The sequence below is a fragment of the Streptosporangium sp. NPDC049248 genome (assembly GCF_040678965.1).
GTDB lineage: Bacteria > Actinomycetota > Actinomycetes > Streptosporangiales > Streptosporangiaceae > Streptosporangium > Streptosporangium fukuiense.
The window spans coordinates 120,772-135,978 of the sequence record NZ_JBFAQY010000023.1; the positions used below are offsets into that span (position 1 = coordinate 120,772).

Annotated in this window: 16 protein-coding genes; 11 read left to right on the top strand and 5 right to left on the bottom strand. The window is 71.3% G+C overall.

Annotated elements, in window-relative coordinates; all coding sequences use genetic code 11:
* The first annotated feature begins 51 nt into the window (after positions 1-51).
* The 9 genes from AB0K21_RS32480 (at position 52) to kynU (ending at position 8,292) form a co-directional block, all read left to right on the top strand.
* Complete coding sequence (locus AB0K21_RS32480) at positions 52-1,506, top strand: 2-hydroxymuconic semialdehyde dehydrogenase (protein ID WP_364155471.1); 1,455 nt, start codon at positions 52-54, stop codon at positions 1,504-1,506.
* Positions 1,499-2,296 (top strand): fumarylacetoacetate hydrolase family protein, encoded by a 798-nt coding sequence (locus tag AB0K21_RS32485; RefSeq protein ID WP_343962285.1) that lies wholly within the window; start codon positions 1,499-1,501, stop codon positions 2,294-2,296. The genes AB0K21_RS32480 and AB0K21_RS32485 overlap by 8 nt, the downstream gene beginning before the upstream one ends.
* Positions 2,293-3,213, top strand: a complete 921-nt coding sequence (locus AB0K21_RS32490) for an acetaldehyde dehydrogenase (acetylating) (RefSeq protein WP_343962288.1) — start codon at positions 2,293-2,295, stop codon at positions 3,211-3,213. Before AB0K21_RS32485 ends, AB0K21_RS32490 begins: the two co-directional genes overlap by 4 nt.
* On the top strand, positions 3,210-4,223 hold the full coding sequence (gene dmpG / locus AB0K21_RS32495) for a 4-hydroxy-2-oxovalerate aldolase (RefSeq protein WP_343962290.1): 1,014 nt from the start codon (positions 3,210-3,212) through the stop codon (positions 4,221-4,223). Before AB0K21_RS32490 ends, dmpG begins: the two co-directional genes overlap by 4 nt.
* Positions 4,220-4,993, top strand: a complete 774-nt coding sequence (locus AB0K21_RS32500; protein ID WP_343962293.1) for a fumarylacetoacetate hydrolase family protein — start codon at positions 4,220-4,222, stop codon at positions 4,991-4,993. The genes dmpG and AB0K21_RS32500 overlap by 4 nt, the downstream gene beginning before the upstream one ends.
* Positions 4,994-5,022: 29 nt before the next feature.
* Entirely contained in the window at positions 5,023-5,445 is a 423-nt protein-coding gene (locus AB0K21_RS32505) for a RidA family protein (RefSeq protein WP_343962296.1), read from the top strand.
* On the top strand, positions 5,442-5,957 hold the full coding sequence (locus AB0K21_RS32510) for a 3-hydroxyanthranilate 3,4-dioxygenase (protein ID WP_343962298.1): 516 nt from the start codon (positions 5,442-5,444) through the stop codon (positions 5,955-5,957). The genes AB0K21_RS32505 and AB0K21_RS32510 overlap by 4 nt, the downstream gene beginning before the upstream one ends.
* Positions 5,958-5,960: 3 nt before the next feature.
* The gene (locus tag AB0K21_RS32515; protein ID WP_343962300.1) at positions 5,961-6,932 is read left to right on the top strand and encodes an amidohydrolase family protein; all 972 of its coding nucleotides are present in this window, start codon (positions 5,961-5,963) and stop codon (positions 6,930-6,932) included.
* A gap of 127 nt (positions 6,933-7,059) precedes the next feature.
* On the top strand, positions 7,060-8,292 hold the full coding sequence (gene kynU / locus AB0K21_RS32520) for a kynureninase (protein WP_364155476.1): 1,233 nt from the start codon (positions 7,060-7,062) through the stop codon (positions 8,290-8,292).
* 21 nt (positions 8,293-8,313) lie between these two features.
* Here the strand turns inward: kynU and AB0K21_RS32525 are convergent, their stop codons facing one another.
* Positions 8,314-8,685: a hypothetical protein gene (locus tag AB0K21_RS32525; protein ID WP_364155478.1), complete on the bottom strand. Its 372-nt coding sequence runs from the start codon at positions 8,683-8,685 to the stop codon at positions 8,314-8,316.
* Positions 8,686-8,704: 19 nt separating this feature from the next.
* Here AB0K21_RS32525 and AB0K21_RS32530 point away from each other — a divergent pair, with 19 nt between their 5' ends.
* Positions 8,705-9,286, top strand: coding sequence for a hypothetical protein (locus tag AB0K21_RS32530; protein WP_364155480.1), 582 nt, complete (start codon positions 8,705-8,707; stop codon positions 9,284-9,286).
* Positions 9,287-9,403: 117 nt separating this feature from the next.
* Here AB0K21_RS32530 and AB0K21_RS32535 read toward each other — a convergent pair whose 3' ends face one another.
* Genes AB0K21_RS32535 through AB0K21_RS32545 form a run of 3 tightly spaced genes read right to left on the bottom strand, consistent with a single transcriptional unit; the run spans position 9,404 to position 12,697 of the window.
* Positions 9,404-11,008 (bottom strand): CocE/NonD family hydrolase, encoded by a 1,605-nt coding sequence (locus AB0K21_RS32535; RefSeq protein ID WP_343962310.1) that lies wholly within the window; start codon positions 11,006-11,008, stop codon positions 9,404-9,406.
* Between the two features lie 13 nt (positions 11,009-11,021).
* Positions 11,022-11,471, bottom strand: a complete 450-nt coding sequence (locus AB0K21_RS32540) for a DUF3237 domain-containing protein (RefSeq protein WP_343962312.1) — start codon at positions 11,469-11,471, stop codon at positions 11,022-11,024.
* The gene (locus AB0K21_RS32545) at positions 11,468-12,697 is read right to left on the bottom strand and encodes a flavin-dependent oxidoreductase (protein WP_364155483.1); all 1,230 of its coding nucleotides are present in this window, start codon (positions 12,695-12,697) and stop codon (positions 11,468-11,470) included. The genes AB0K21_RS32540 and AB0K21_RS32545 overlap by 4 nt, the downstream gene beginning before the upstream one ends.
* A gap of 72 nt (positions 12,698-12,769) precedes the next feature.
* On the opposite strand from AB0K21_RS32545, the gene AB0K21_RS32550 reads away from it, so the two are divergent.
* Positions 12,770-13,273 carry a MarR family transcriptional regulator gene (locus tag AB0K21_RS32550; protein ID WP_364155485.1) on the top strand — a complete coding sequence of 168 codons (504 nt, stop codon included), beginning with the start codon at positions 12,770-12,772 and terminating at the stop codon, positions 13,271-13,273.
* Positions 13,274-13,300: 27 nt separating this feature from the next.
* Here AB0K21_RS32550 and AB0K21_RS32555 read toward each other — a convergent pair whose 3' ends face one another.
* Positions 13,301-15,034 (bottom strand): pyruvate dehydrogenase, encoded by a 1,734-nt coding sequence (locus AB0K21_RS32555; RefSeq protein WP_364155487.1) that lies wholly within the window; start codon positions 15,032-15,034, stop codon positions 13,301-13,303.
* Positions 15,035-15,207 lie beyond the last annotated feature (173 nt).

Here is a 15,207-nt window from a genome sequence, read left to right on the forward strand (position 1 = left end):
CCCTATACCCGTATGGAGTGACCCAGCGAAGTACATCCCCGAGGAGAAGTCTTGTCTGACCAGGTGAACCACTTCATCGGTGGGGTGCCGGTCGCCGAGGGCGCGACGTTCGCCACGTACGACCCGGTGACCGGGCTTGTGGTGCGTGAGGTCCGCGAGGCGGACCGGGCCGTCGTCGACAGAGCGGTGGCCGCCGCCCGCTCGGCCCTGCCCGCCTGGGCGGCGCTGCCGGTGGCCGAGCGGGCCGCCTGGATGCGCCGCCTCGCCGACGCGATCGAGGAACGGTTCGAGGATCTGGTGGCCGCGGAGATCGCGGACACCGGCAAGTCGGTCACCCAGACCCGGACCCTGGACATCCCGCGCGGCGCCGCCAACTTCAGGTCGTTCGCCGAGATCGCGGCCCAGCACCCGGAGAACGCGTTCCACCTGACGGACGTGCTGAGCTACACGGTGCGCAAACCCCTCGGGGTGGTCGCGGTGATCGTGCCGTGGAACCTGCCCTTCCTGCTGGCGACCTGGAAGCTCGGCCCCGCGCTCGTCGCGGGCAACACGGTGGTGGTCAAGCCCTCGGAGCACACCCCGGGCTCGGTCGCGGTGCTCGCGGAGATCGCCGCCTCGATCGGCCTTCCCCCCGGCGTCCTCAACGTCGTGCACGGCTTCGGCGGAGGCTCCACCGGCCAGTTCCTGGTGGAGCACCCGGGGGTGGACGCGGTCACCTTCACCGGCGAGAGCCGCACCGGCTCGACGATCATGAAAGCGGTGGCGGACCGGGTCAAGCCCGTCTCGTTCGAGCTGGGCGGCAAGAACGCGGGGCTGGTCTTCGCCGACGCGGACCTCGACGCGGCGGTCGAGGGGAGCGTGCGGTCGGTCTTCACCAACGGCGGCCAGGTCTGCCTGTGCACCGAGCGGCTGTACGTGGAACGGCCCGTCTTCGAGGAGTTCACCGCGCGGCTGGCCAAGCGCGCGGGGGAACTGCGGTTCGGCCGCCCCGCCGACCAGGACACCACGATGATGCCGATGATCTCCGCCGAGCACCGGGACAAGGTGCTCTCCTACTACGAGCTGGCCAGAGGTGAGGGCGCCGAGATCCGCGCCGGCGGTGGCGTGCCGCGTTTCGGCGACGACCGCGACGGCGGCTACTACGTCGAGCCGACGGTGCTGACCGGACTGCCGCACGACTCCAGGGTGAACCGGGAGGAGATCTTCGGCCCGGTCTGCCACGTCGCCCCGTTCGACACCGAGACCGAGGCGGTCGAGCTGGCCAACGACAGTGAGTACGGCCTGGCGGCGACGGTCTGGACCACCAACCTGAGCAGGGCCCACCGGGTGGCGCGGTCGCTGGAGGCCGGACTGGTCTGGGTCAACACCTGGTACCTGCGCGACCTGCGAACCCCCTTCGGAGGAGTGAAGCTGTCCGGCATCGGGCGCGAGGGCGGCACCCGCTCGCTGGACTTCTACTCCGAACCCACCACGATCACCATCAAGCTGGAGCCGGGAAATGACTGAGTGGAGCGAGGCCGTCGACGCGCAGACGGAGGCGGCCGACCGGTTGCTGGAGGCGGCACGGAGCGGCAAGCCGTGCCCCCCGGTACGTGAGACGTTGCCCGGCCGGAGCGCCGAGATCGGCTACGCCGTACAGGAGATCAACACCAGGCGGGCGCTGGCGGAGGGGCGGCGGCTGGTCGGCAGGAAGATCGGGCTGACCTCCCCCGCGGTCCAGCGCCAGCTCGGTGTGGACCGGCCGGACTTCGGGATGCTCTTCGCCGACATGGCCCACCTCGACGGCCTGCCCGTCCCGACCGACCGCTTCCTGCAGCCCAGGGCCGAGGCGGAGGTGGCACTGGTCCTCGGCGCCGACCTGGAGGGCGGCCCCTTCACGGTCGCCGACGTGATCCGGGCGGTCGACTTCGTGCTGCCCGCGATCGAGATCGTGGACAGCCGCGTCGCGGAGTGGGACATCACGCTCGTCGACACGGTCGCCGACAACGCCTCCAGCGGCGCGTTCGTGCTCGGCAACACCCCGGTCGAGCTGCGCGGCCTGGACCTGCGCCTGGCTGGGATGACCATGAGCAGGAACGGCCTGGAGGTCTCCACCGGCGCGGGCGCGGCCTGCCTCGGGCACCCGCTCAACGCCGCGGTCTGGCTGGCCGACGCGCTGGGCCGCACGGACTTCCCGCTGCGCGCGGGGGACGTCGTGCTCACCGGCGCGCTCGGCCCGATGGTCGGCGTCGAGTCCGGCGATGTCTTCGAAGCGCACATCGAGGGCCTCGGCTCGGTCAGGGCGGTGTTCTCATGAAGATAGCGATCATCGGTTCGGGGAACATCGGCACCGACCTGATGTTCAAGGCGCTGCTGTCGAAGAAGGTCGAGGTCTTCGCGATGGCGGGCATCGACCCGGACTCCGACGGCCTGGCCCGCGCCCGCCGCCGCGGGGTCGCCACCACCCACGAGGGCGTCGAGGGTCTGGTCGCGCTGCCCGGGTTCGCCGAGGTGGACGTCGTCCTCGACGCGACCTCGGCCGGCGCGCACCGGCACAACGACAAGGTGCTGCGGGCGCACGGCAAGCGGGTCATCGACCTGACCCCCGCGGCCCTCGGCCCCTACGTGGTGCCTCCGGTCAACCTGGAGGCCCACCTCACCGAGTCGAACCTCAACATGGTCACCTGCGGCGGGCAGGCCACGATCCCGATCGTCGCGGCGGTCGCCTCGCAGGTGCCCGTCCGGTACGCGGAGATCGTCGCCTCGATCGCCTCCCGGTCGGCGGGACCCGGCACCCGGGCCAACATCGACGAGTTCACCGAGACGACCTCCCGGGCGATCGAGCAGGTCGGCGGGGCGGCCAAGGGCAAGGCGATCATCGTCCTCAACCCGGCGGAGCCGCCGCTGATCATGCGTGACACGGTCTACTGCCTGGTGGACGAGTGCGACGAGCCGGCGGTGGTGGCGGCCGTGCGGGCCATGGTGGAGCGGGTCCGCGACTACGTGCCCGGCTACCGGCTCAAGCAGGACGTGCAGTTCGAGAAGGTCCCGGCCGGGGAGCCGCTCCCCGACGGCACCCGCGACGGCGGCGTCAAGGTGACCGTCTTCCTGGAGGTGGAGGGCGCCGCCCACTACCTGCCCGCCTACGCGGGCAACCTCGACATCATGACCTCCGCCGCGCTGCGTACCGCCGAGCGCCTGGCCGAGATGGACCGTACGGAGGTGACGGCGTGAGACTGTACGTTCAGGACGTGACGCTGCGGGACGGCATGCACGCCATCCGGCACCGCTACACCGTCGCCCAGGCCGCCGAGATCGCCGCGGCCCTCGACGCCGCCGGGGTGGCGGCGATCGAGATCGCGCACGGCGACGGCCTCTCCGGGGGCAGCTTCAACTACGGCGTGGGCGCGCACACCGACGACGAGTGGATCGAGGCGGTCGCCGGGGCCGTGAGCCGGGCGAGGCTGACCACCCTGCTGCTGCCCGGCATCGGCACCATCGGGGACCTCAAGCGCGCCCACGCGCTCGGCGTCACCTCGGTCAGGGTCGCCACCCACTGCACCGAGGCCGACATCTCCGCCCAGCACATCGCCACCGCGCGCGAACTCGGCATGGACGTGTCCGGATTTTTGATGATGTCGCATATGGCGGAGACCGAGGAGCTGGCCAGGCAGGCCAAGCTCATGGAGTCGTACGGGGCGCAGTGCGTCTACGTGACCGACTCCGGCGGCCGATTGACCATGGACGGGGTCAGGGAACGGATCCGGGCCTACCGCTCGGTGCTCGACGAGGGCACCGAGATCGGCATCCACGCCCACCACAACCTGGGCCTGGGCGTGGCCAACTCGGTGGTCGCGGTGGAGAACGGCACCTACCGGGTGGACGCCTCCCTCGCCGGGATGGGCGCCGGCGCGGGCAACTGCCCGATCGAGGTGTTCGTCGCGGTGGCCGACCTGATGGGCTGGGACCACGGCTGTGACCTGAACGCCCTGATGGACGCGGCCGACAACCTGGTCAGGCCGCTGCAGGACCGGCCGGTCCGGGTGGACCGGGAGACGCTGACGCTCGGCTACGCCGGCGTCTACTCCAGCTTCCTGCGGCACGCCGAGGCGGCCTCGGCGCGGTACGGGGTCGACACCCGGACCATCCTGACCGAGGTGGGACGCCGCCGGATGGTGGGCGGCCAGGAGGACATGATCGTGGACATCGCGCTGGACCTCGCACGTTCGGGAGAGCAGTCATGACCGACATCCACAAGCTCGCCGCGGTCCTGGACGAGGCCGTCCGCACCGGTCGCGCGGTGCCCAGGCCCGAGCAGGACTACGACGTGGCCGACGCCTACCGGGTGCAGGAGGAGCTGATCCGGCTCCGACTTTCGCGGGGGGACCGGCTGGCCGGGGTGAAGCTGGGCTTCACCAGCGAGGGCAAGCGCCGCCAGATGGGCGTGCACGACATCATCTTCGGCCGGGTGCCGGAGTCGTCGGCCATCGGTGACGGCTCGTACGCGGACCTGTCCGGCTACATCCATCCGAGGGTGGAGCCGGAGGTCGTCTACCTCATCGGGCGGCGCGTCGCGTCGCCGGCCGACGCGTTCGCACCGGACGCCATCGCGGCCGTCGCCCCCGGGATCGAGGTCATCGACTCGCGCTACGAGGACTTCAGGTTCTCGCTGCCCGACGTGATCGCCGACAACACCTCGGCCGCCGGGTACGCCGTCGGCCAGTGGCGGCCCTACGACCCGTCCCGGTGGAACCTGGGCGTCGTGCTGGAGATCGACGGACGCGTGGTGCAGGTCGGGTCGACCGGCGCCATCCTGGGCGACCCGCGCCGGGCCCTGGCGGAGGCCGCACGCCTGGCGGAACGGATCGGGACGGTCCTGGAGCCGGGGTGGATCCTGCTCGCCGGCGCCGCCACGCCCGCCGAGCCGCTCGCGCCCGGCGCGCGGGTGCGGGCCGAGATCCAGCACCTGGGATCGGTGTCGTTCACCGCGTCCGTGCCCGGAGAGAAGTCCTGAACGCCGGCGACCGCAGGAGCGGAGAGAACATGAGCGACGCGCTCGTCGTCACCGGGAAGGCCACCCCCAGGGGAAGGTTTCCGCACGTCAAGCGGGCGGGTGACTTCCTGTACGTGTCCGGGACCAGCTCGCGCAGGCCGGACAACACGATCGTCGGCGCCGAGGCCGACGAGTTCGGCACGGTCACGCTCGACATCGCCGAGCAGACCCGGGCGGTGATAGAGAACATCAAGGACATCCTCCGGGCGGCCGGAGCCGACCTGCGCGATCTCGTGCAGGTCACCGCCTACCTGGTGAACATCAATGACTTCGGCGGGTACAACGCGGTCTACGCGGAGTACTTCGACGAGGCCGGTCCGACCCGCACTACAGTGGCCGTTCACCAGCTGCCGCACCCGCATCTGCTCATCGAAATCCAGGCCGTGGCCTACCGACCGGAGGGGCGCCCGTGATCCCACCCATCGACTTCACCAAGTGGATCGACGAGCACGCCCACCTGCTCAAGCCGCCGGTGGGCAACAAGATGGTCTTCGAGGGCGCCGGTGACTTCATCGTCATGGTCGTCGGCGGGCCGAACGCGCGGACCGATTTCCACATCGATCCGTACGAGGAGCTCTTCTACCAGATCCGTGGCAACATGCACGTCAACGTCATGACCCCCGAGGGACCGCAGACCGTGCACGTGCGCGAGGGGCAGATGTGGCTGCTCCCGGCGAACACGCCGCACTCGCCGCAGCGCCCCGAGGAGGGGTCCGTCGGCCTGGTGGTGGAGCGGATCAGGCCGGAGGGCGTGCTGGAGAGGTTCCTCTGGTACTGCCCGGAGTGCAGCGCCGTGGTCCACGAGGTGGAGCTTCAGGTCCGCGACATCGTGACCGACCTGCCGCCGATCTTCCAGGCGTTCTACGACGACGAGAAGGCGCGCACCTGCGGGAACTGCGGCGCCGTCCACCCCGGCAAGGGATAGCCGTTGATCATCGATGTGCACACGCACCACGTCCCCAAGGGCTGGCCGGATCTCGGCTGGCCGGGGGCGCCACGGCTCCGGGTCGACTCCGAGCGGGAGGCCGTGATCCTGCTCGGTGACCGGGAGTTCCGCCGGATCGCCGACGACTGCTGGAACCCCTCGGTCCGTCTGGAGCGGATGGACGCCGACGGGGTGGACGTCCAGGTCGTCTCGCCGACGCCGGTCTTCTTCTGCTACGAGCGCCCGGCGGCGGAGGCGGTACGGGTCGCGAAGATCTTCAACGACCTGGCGCTGGAGATCTGCGCCTCCGAACGGCTGGTGCCGTTCTGCCAGGTGCCGCTCCAGGACCCCGACCTGGCCTGTGCCGAGCTGGACCGGTGCATGGCCGCCGGGCACGCGGGCGTCGAGATCGGCAACCACGTCGGCGACCGTGACCTCGACGACGAGGGGGTCGTCCAGTTCCTCCAGCACTGCGCCGCCGTGGGCGCCCCCGTCTTCGTGCACCCCTGGGACATGGCGGGCGGGCCCCGGCTGGAGCGCTGGATGGCGCAGTGGCTGGTCGGCATGCCCGCGGAGACACACCTGTCGGTGCTCGCCCTGATCCTGGGCGGGGTCCTCGATCGGGTGCCGGACACGTTGCGCCTCTGCTTCGCGCACGGCGGCGGCTCGTTCGCCTTCTGGCTCGGCCGGTTCGAGAACGCCTGGCACCGCCGGGGCGACCTCGTCGGGGTCTCCGAGTTCCCGCCGTCGCACTATCTCGACCGGTTCAGCGTGGACTCGGTGGTCTTCGACGAGCGGGCGCTGCGACTGCTGGTCGACACGATGGGAGAGGACCGGGTCATGCTCGGCTCCGACTTCCCCTATCCGCTGGGCGAGTCGCCGGTGGGCTCACTGATCCGCGGGGCGGGGTTCCTCTCCGCGGACGCCCGCGCCAAGCTGCTCGGCGGCAACGCCACCCGGTTCCTGGGCCGCTGACCCGGTGGCGAGCAGGGGAGCCAGGGTGCGGCGGCCCGCTCGGGGTCCCGCCGCACCCGGGGTGCCGGCCGATCCGCCGGTGACGGCATGATGGAAAGGTTGCCGGCACCTACCCCGGAGTTGACTCATGGCCATCAGCCGTGCGGAGTGCGTCGCGCTCGACGCCGCCGATCCCCTCAAGCAGATCAGGGACGAGTTCGTCCTGCCCGACGGGACGATCTACCTGGTCGGCAACTCGCTCGGCGCCCCGCCGAAGGCCGCCGCGGCCGCGGTCGCCAGGACCGTGGAGCAAGAGTGGGGCGGCCGGTTGGTCGGCGCCTGGAACGTCTCCGGCTGGTACGACCTGCCGCTGACCACCGGTGACAGGATCGCCCCGCTGATCGGCGTGGGCCCCGGCCAGGTGGCGGTGGGTGAGAGCACCTCGATCGCCATCGTCAAGGCCGTGTCCGCCGCCCTGGGCCTGCGGCCGGAGCGCCGGGTCGTCGTCTCGGACCTGGCCAACTTCCCCACCGACCGCTACATGGTCCAGGGGCTGGCGGAGGCGCTGGGCGGCTACGAGATCCGTGACGTCACCGGTGTCGACGACCTCTCCGGCGCTCTCTCCGAGGACGTCGCGTGCGTGCTGCTGTCGGAGGTGGACTACCGGACCGGCGCCCGGCACGACACGGCGGCGGTCACCGCGCTGGTCCAGGCGGCGGGCGCGCTGATGATCTGGGATCTGTGCCACAGCGCCGGCGCGTACCAGGTGGACGTCTCGGCGGCCGACCTGGCGGTCGGCTGCACCTACAAGTACCTGAACGGCGGTCCGGGGTCCCCGGCCTTCGTCTACGTCCACCCGGACCACCAGGCGGCGGGGCGGCACCTGCTGACCGGCTGGCACGGTCACGCGGAGCCGTTCGCGTTCGAGCCGGACTTCCGTCCCGCCGAGGGCATCCGGCGTTTCACGGTGAGCACCCCGCACGTGGTGTCCTACGCCCCGCTCAACGCCTCGCTCGACATCTGGGAGCGCGTCGACCTGGCCGCCGTACGGGCCAAGAGCGTGGCACTGACCTCGCTCTTCATCGAGCTCGTCGAGGAGCTCTGCGCGCCGCACGGGCTGGGGCTCCTCTCGCCCAGGGACCCGGAGCGGCGGGGCAGCCAGGTCAGCTTCAGCCACCCGGACGGCTATCCGGTCATGCGCGCCCTGATCGACCGTGGCGTCCACGGTGACTTCCGCGCGCCCGATGTCCTCAGGTTCGGCTTCGCGCCGCTCTACATCCGCTTCGTGGACGTCTACGACGCGGCCGTGACCCTGGCCGAGGTGCTGGAGAAGGAGAGCTGGCGCGACGACCGCTACAGCCGGCGCCTCGCCGTCACCTGAGCATCCCCCGCCGGGGGACGCTCAGCGGTCGCTCAGCCTGCGTCCCCCGAACATCGGGTGCCTGGTCTCCCAGTACCTCCAGCCCTCCACCCGCGCGGGGATGTTGGCTATGCCGGCGGTGACCTTGCGTACCCGGCAGTTGTAGACCTGGCGCCACGCCGTGAAACTCACCCGGTATCCGAAGACGCGGTACCACAGGTTGCCGTACATGCCGTCGCTGATCTCCCGGGTGTACTCGTGTCCGGTCTCGACGATGTGCTCGTCCGCGAGCAGCGGGTTCACGTCGTTTCGCAGCTGGCGGATCAGTTTTCCCGTCTCGATCTCGCTGACCTTCTCCCTTTCTATTTCCATCTCGGCGTACACGCGGTGTTGCCGGACGACCGTCGCCGCCATCGTGCCGCCGGGTCCGTCGATGAACCGGGTACGGGGAACGAAGAAGTTCTTCGGCCTGAAGGAGTGGAATCTGAAGAAGGACCTCGGCCTGCACTTCCTGCGTGCCTGTTCCGCGAGCGAAGGGCGGGAGCCGGCGGAGTCGGCGGCGGAGGGGGGTTCGGTGCTGACCGAGGCGATGGGCGAGGTCGGGTCGGGTGGTGGCTCGACGAGCGCGGACGATCCGGTGGTCGAGGTGCTGGTCGAGCCGGTGGTCGAGGTGCTGGTCGAGCCGGTGGTCGAGGCGGCGGGCGAGGTGCTGGTCGAGCCGGTGGTCGAGGCGGCGGGCGAGGTGCTGGTCGAGCCGGTGGTCGAGGCGGCGGGCGAGGTCGGGGCGGGTGGCGGGACGTTGGACGCGGACGCGGACGCGGCCGCGGGTGTGGAGACGGTGACGGCGAGGGCCAGGGACAGTACGGTCGTCCCTTTCATCGGCCGACGTCCCCTGTACCGGTTGGAGGGACTCGGGGTCCGGGAGTGGACATGGAGACCTCACTCCTTTCCACATGTGATCCACGACCGATTCGCCGGCCGGGCCGTCACCTGGCACGACCCGGCGGGACAGTGACGATGCTTACAGCCGAAATTCGCCGCCACGTGGTGCCACGCCGAACTCCACCCCACCGAACAGGGAAAGAGCGAGTCATGCCGCCCACCCCGTTTTCCGGCGTCTTCGTGACGGTCCTCAGCGGGGAACGATCGGCAGGGTGATGTGGGAGTCGGGGAAGACGGTCTGGCGCTGGACGACGAACTCGTCCGGCGTCGATTCCGCGGAGGTGCGGCCGTTGCCGGGGTTGAGGTCGAATCGCGGGAAGTTGGAGCTGGAGATCTCCACGCGGATGCGGTGCCCGGCCTTGAAGACCTGGCTGGTGGCCACCAGGCTGATCACGAACTCGGCGGGACTGTCCGGCTCGGTGCGGGCCCTGAGGATGCCGTCGATCACGCTCATCGCGCGGCCGTCGGGGTGGACGTCGACCAGCTTGGCCGTCCAGTCGGTGCTGACCGCCGAGGTCGCCGCCCGCAGCGTGACCTGGAGCGGGCCGGTCACCTCGATGTCCGATTCGAGGACGTCGGTGGTGAAGCAGAGCACGTCGTGCCGGAGTTCCACCTCGCGCTGGTCCTGCGGGCCGACATTGGTGGCGTCGGCGAGCAGCAGCGGACCTCCCACCGTGGGAACCGGGTCGCGGGGGTCGAACACGAACGTGGAGGGGGCGGTCCTCGCGGGGGTGTCGGTCGACAGGCTGCCGTCGGAGTGCAGGTGGTAGCGGGTATGGACGGCGCGGGCCGGCGGCCAGGCCTCCTCGTCCCGCCACACGTTGTCACCCATCACGAAGATTCGCACGGCCGGACCCCGGTCCGCGCCGCGCAGGAACTCCAGCTGCCGGCTCTCCAGCCGGGCCGCCGCCGCCGAGGCGGCGAAGCCGAAGTCGAGGGCACCGGTGCCCGCCGTGCCGGGACCGTGTGACCAGGGCCCGATGACCAGCGGACCACCCAGGCGGCGGTGGTTCTCCAGGGTGCCGGCGAGGAACAGGTCGAACCAGCCGGCCGTGTGCATGACCGGCACCTCGATCCGGTCGTGCCGCAGCGTCTCGGCCAGGCCCTCCCAGTAGGCGTCCCGCCTCGGGTGCGAGGTCCACTCCTGCCACCACGGGATGGCCGGGATGTCACGGAGCGGGAGCGTCCGCGCGGCCCGCGCGGGATCGCCGATGACGGGCAGCAGCGCGCCGAACCCGGCACCCACGTCCTCGCCCGCCGCCGTCCGGTGCAGCAGGTCGAGCATCGACTGCATCGATCCCCAGTTCAGCGCCGACCCCAGGGCGAACGCCCCGCCGTGGTACTTCAGCCCGTCGTAGAAGTCGTGCGGCGTCATGGACGCGACCACGGCCTTGAGTCCCGGCGGGCGCGTCGCCGCGGCCTGGAGCGCGCATCCGGCGAGGTACGACATCCCGGACGCCACGACCTCGCCGTTCGACCACGGCTGGGCACAGATCCACTCGATGGTGTCGTAGCCGTCCGTTCCCTCGTCCAGCCAGGGCCGGAACGTGCCGTCACTGCTGCCGCGCCCCCGGCAGTGCTGGAGCACCACCGCGAACCCGGCCTCCAACGCGGGGATCGTCGGCGTCATCCGGAACGAGCCCTCGCCGTACGGGGAGCGGACCAGCATGGTCGGGAACGGTCCGCCCGAGGCGGGACGGTGGACGTCGCCGCGGAGGATCGTGCCGTCGCGCATGGGGACGGGGGTGTCGTGCTCGGCGGCGAGGGGCAGCGGTGCGCGGTTGAGTTTCGCCATCGGGGGGGGCTCCTCAGGTCAGGGTGTAGGCGTCGTAGCGGACGGCGTCGGCGGTGCGGGCCGCCGAGGCCACGGCCAGGGTGCGGTTGAGCCACAGGTAACGCTCGTCGCCGGTCTCGAAGCGGCAGAACAGCCGGAAGTAGTACTCGCCGGGGTCGACGGGCTCGCCCAGAGACAGGCGTTCCAGGACGGAGGGAGGGCCGTGCCGCACCCCGCTGGTGGAGATGAACAGGTGCGCGCCGTCGTGGGTGCGCAGCGTGTAGCGAGTGTCGACGCTGGCCATGCCGTCGGCGTGCAGGACCTGCCAGTCGGCGCCGCCGGGCAGCACGGTTCCCGACAGGCGCGGCCCCTCGAACGATCCGCCCACGATGTTGATCACCCGGCGCCTGCCCCACGGGGAGTCGCCGAGGTCGATGATCGGGTCGAGTTCCACGTGGAACGCGGCGAGCGGTTCGAGGTTCACCGCGTCACGCTCCAGGACGGGCGCTCGTTCAGTGACACCGGGTCGAAGCCCGCCGTGCGCTTGTACGACGCGGCGATCTCGGTCCGCTCGGCGAGGGGGACGACCCGCTCGATGTCGTCGAAGCCGTCCGGGGCACGCTCGTGGGCGAGCTTCATCACCACCTCGGGGCCCATCCGCCGGTTGGACAGCTGCAGCGCGGTGGTCACCGGGCGGCGGGCCGTCTCGTAGGCGGCGAGGTCGCCGTGCGCGAGGGAGTGGGCGAGCACCCGGGCATCGATGATCGCCTGGGAGGCGCCGTTGGAGCCGATCGGGTACATGGCGTGGGCGGCGTCGCCCAGCAGGGTCACGTTGCCCGACGTCCAGTACGGCAGCGGGTCGCGGTCGACCATCGGGTACTCGTACGCCGCCTCGGCGCCGGAGATGATCCCGGGCACGTCCAGCCAGTCGAACCGCCAGTCCGCGAAGTGCTCGACGATCCTCCGCGGGTCCGCCGGGCGGTTCCAGTCGCCCCGGGCCGGGGCCTCGCCGTCCAGCGGGCGTTCGGCGATCCAGTTGATCAGTGTCCGCTCGCCCGTCTCGATCGGGTAGGCCACGAACTTCCGCGTGCCGTCCCCGGCCATGATCATGGACCGCCCGGTCAGGAACGGCTCGCGGTAGGTCGTGCCGCGCCACAGGACCAGCCCGTTCCAGGGCGGCGGTCCCTCGCCGGGGAACAGGTGCGCCCGGACCGCCGAGTGGATGCCGTCCGCTCCGACGAGCAGGTCGTCCGCCTCGATCCGCAGGTCGCCCGTCCCGATCCGCAGGCCGTCCGCGCCGGATCCAGGGCGCGGGCCGGTGGAGACGACGCGGCTGCCGGTCCGCACGGCCTGCGCGCCGAGGCGCTCGGTCACGGCCTCCAGCAGGAGCATCTGCAGGCGTCCGCGGTGGACCGAGTACTGCGGCCAGCCGTATCCCGCGCCCAGGCCCCTGGGCTCCGACCAGATCGGCGTGCCGTACCGGTTGAAGTAGGCCAGTTCCCCGGTGGCCACCCCGATCTCGGCCAGCCGCTCCGCGAGGCCGAGCTCGGTGAGCTCGCGCACGGCGTGCGGCAGCAGGTTGATGCCCACCCCCAGCGGGCGGATCTCCCCGGCGGCCTCGCACACGACCACGTCCTCGAAGCCGGCGGCGTGCAGGCTGAGCGCCGTCGCCAGCCCGCCGATGCCGCCTCCGGCGATGACCACCCGCACAGCTGCCTCCCGGGGATTGTTATGGCCGTAACAATATTCACGACGGACCTCTCGTTGCGCAAGACTTGGCCGATGGACAGAGCAGACCTTCGGTACGCCGCCTACGCGCGTGAGCGCCTGGCGGCCATGCCGCCCCCGGCCGACGCCGAGGCCTTCGCGCTGGCCTACAACCTGCTCCAGCTGGCCTACCTGCTCGTCACGGACCTGGAGACGCGGATCCACCGCCCGCGCGGCTGGACCCTTCCCGGCTTCCGCCTGATGTTCAAACTCTGGCTGCTCGGCCCCACCCAGCCCGCCAGGCTGGCGGAGATCTCGGCCACCTCCCGCTCCGCGGTGACCAACGCCGTCAACACCCTTGAGCGGGACGGCCTGGTCGAGCGCCGCCCGCTCCCCGAGGACAGACGGGCCGTGGTGGTCGGCCTCACCCCGGCGGGCGAGGCGGCGGTCCGTGAGATCTTCGCCGAGCAGACGAGCAGGGAACAGGAGTGGTTCTCCTGCCTGGGGGCCGATGAGCGCGGGAACCTCACGGACCTCCTGGGCCGGGTCCTCGCCGCCCGGCCCGGGGACGCCCCCTGAGCGGAGCCGGCTCGGGCGCCGCCCGGCTCAGGGGCGCGGGATGCTCCGCAGATTCGCCTTCGCCATGTCGACCATGCGCCCGACCCCGCCGGTGAGCACGATCTTGCCCGCGGCCAGGGCGAACCCCTTCACCTGCCCCGTGGTGATGCGCGGCGGCATGGCCAGCACGTCGGGGTCGGTGACCACGTCCAGCAGGAAGGGGCCGGGGGTCGCGAAGGCGGTGGTCAGGGCCTCACGTACGTTCGCGGGGTCCTCCACCCGCAACGACCCGATGCCGGCCGCGGCGGCGATCGCCGCGTAGTCGACGGGAGCGTGGTCGGTGCCGAAGTCGGGAAGTCCGTCCACCAGCATCTCCAGCTTCACCATGCCGAGCGAGGAGTTGTTGAACACCACGGTCTTCACCGGCAGGTCGTGCAGCCGGACCGTGAGCAGCTCTCCGAGGAGCATGCCGAGCCCGCCGTCCCCCGACAGCGAGACGACCTGCCGCCCGCGGTCGGTGAACTGGGCGCCGATGGCGTGCGGGAGCGCGTTGGCCATGCTCCCGTGCACGAACGAGCCGATGATGCGGCGGCGGCCGTTGGGACTGAGATAGCGGGCGGCCCAGACGTTGCACATCCCGGTGTCCACCGTGAACACCGCGTCGTCGGCGGCGAGCTCGTCCATCAGGTTCGCGACGTACTCGGGGTGGATCGGGCGGTGGTGCTCGATGTCGTGCGTGTAGGCCTCCACGACGTTCTCCAGCGCCTTCAGATGCCTGGCCAGCATCCTGTCGAGCTGGCGGCGGTCCGTCTTCTGCGTGACGTGCGGCAGCACCGCGCGGATCGTCGCGCCGACATCGCCGTGTACGGCCAGCTCCAGCGGGGTCCTGCGGCCCAGCCGTGCCGGGTCGTGGTCGATCTGGACCGTGCGCGCCCCCGGCAGGAAGTCGTCGTAGGGGAAGTCGGTCCCCGCCAGTACCACCAGGTCCGCCTCGCGCATCGCGTCGTAGCAGGCGCCGTAGCCGAGCAGCCCGCTCATTCCCACGTCGTAGGGGTTGTCGTACTGGATCCACTCCTTGCCGCGCAGCGCGTGCCCGACCGGTGCCAGGGTGCGCCCGGCCAGTCCCATGACCTCCTCGCGGGCGTGGCGCGTCCCGGCACCGCAGAACAGCATCACCTTCTCGGCGCGGTTCAGCGCCTCGGCCAGCCCGGCCACCTGGTCGGCGGGCGGCACGACCGTGCCGGTCCTGGTCAGGAAGTCGTGTCTCCCGGCGGCGCGGGCGGTGGACATGCTCGCCACGTCACCGGGGAGCACCAGCACCGAGACGCCGCCGAGGCCGATCGCCTGCTGGACGGCGGTGCGCAGCACCCGGGGCATCTGCTCCGGCGTGCTGATCGTCTCGCAGAAGTGGCTGCAATCCACGAACAGGCGTCCCGGATGGGTCTCCTGGAAGAAGCCGGTGCCGATCTGAGTGGAGGGGATGTGCGAGGCCAGCGCGAGCACGGGGGCGCCGCTGCGATGGGCGTCGTAGAGTCCCTGGATCAGGTGGGTGTTGCCGGGGCCGCAGCTCCCCGCGCAGGCCGCCAGGCGCCCGGTGACCTGTGCCTCGGCCGCGGCGGCGAACGCTCCCGCCTCCTCGTTGCGCACGTGGACCCACTCGACGTGGCCGGACTTCCTGACCGCGTCGACCACCGGGTTCAGGCTGTCGCCCACCACCCCGTAGATTCGTTCCACCCCGGCCTGGCGGAGAACCTCGATGAACTGCTCGGCGACGGTCGCCATGGTGCCCCCTCGTGTATGGCGTCACCGGTGTACCTCACCGCATTTCGCCGTGTCATTCCCCGGGGAGGGGCCTGACCGGCCTCGCGGTGTGCCGCTCGGCGGAGGGAGCGCCGCTTGTTCGCCACGCAAAAGGCTCATGTCCGGACATGATGTGGCGCGGGGGATACGTTCTT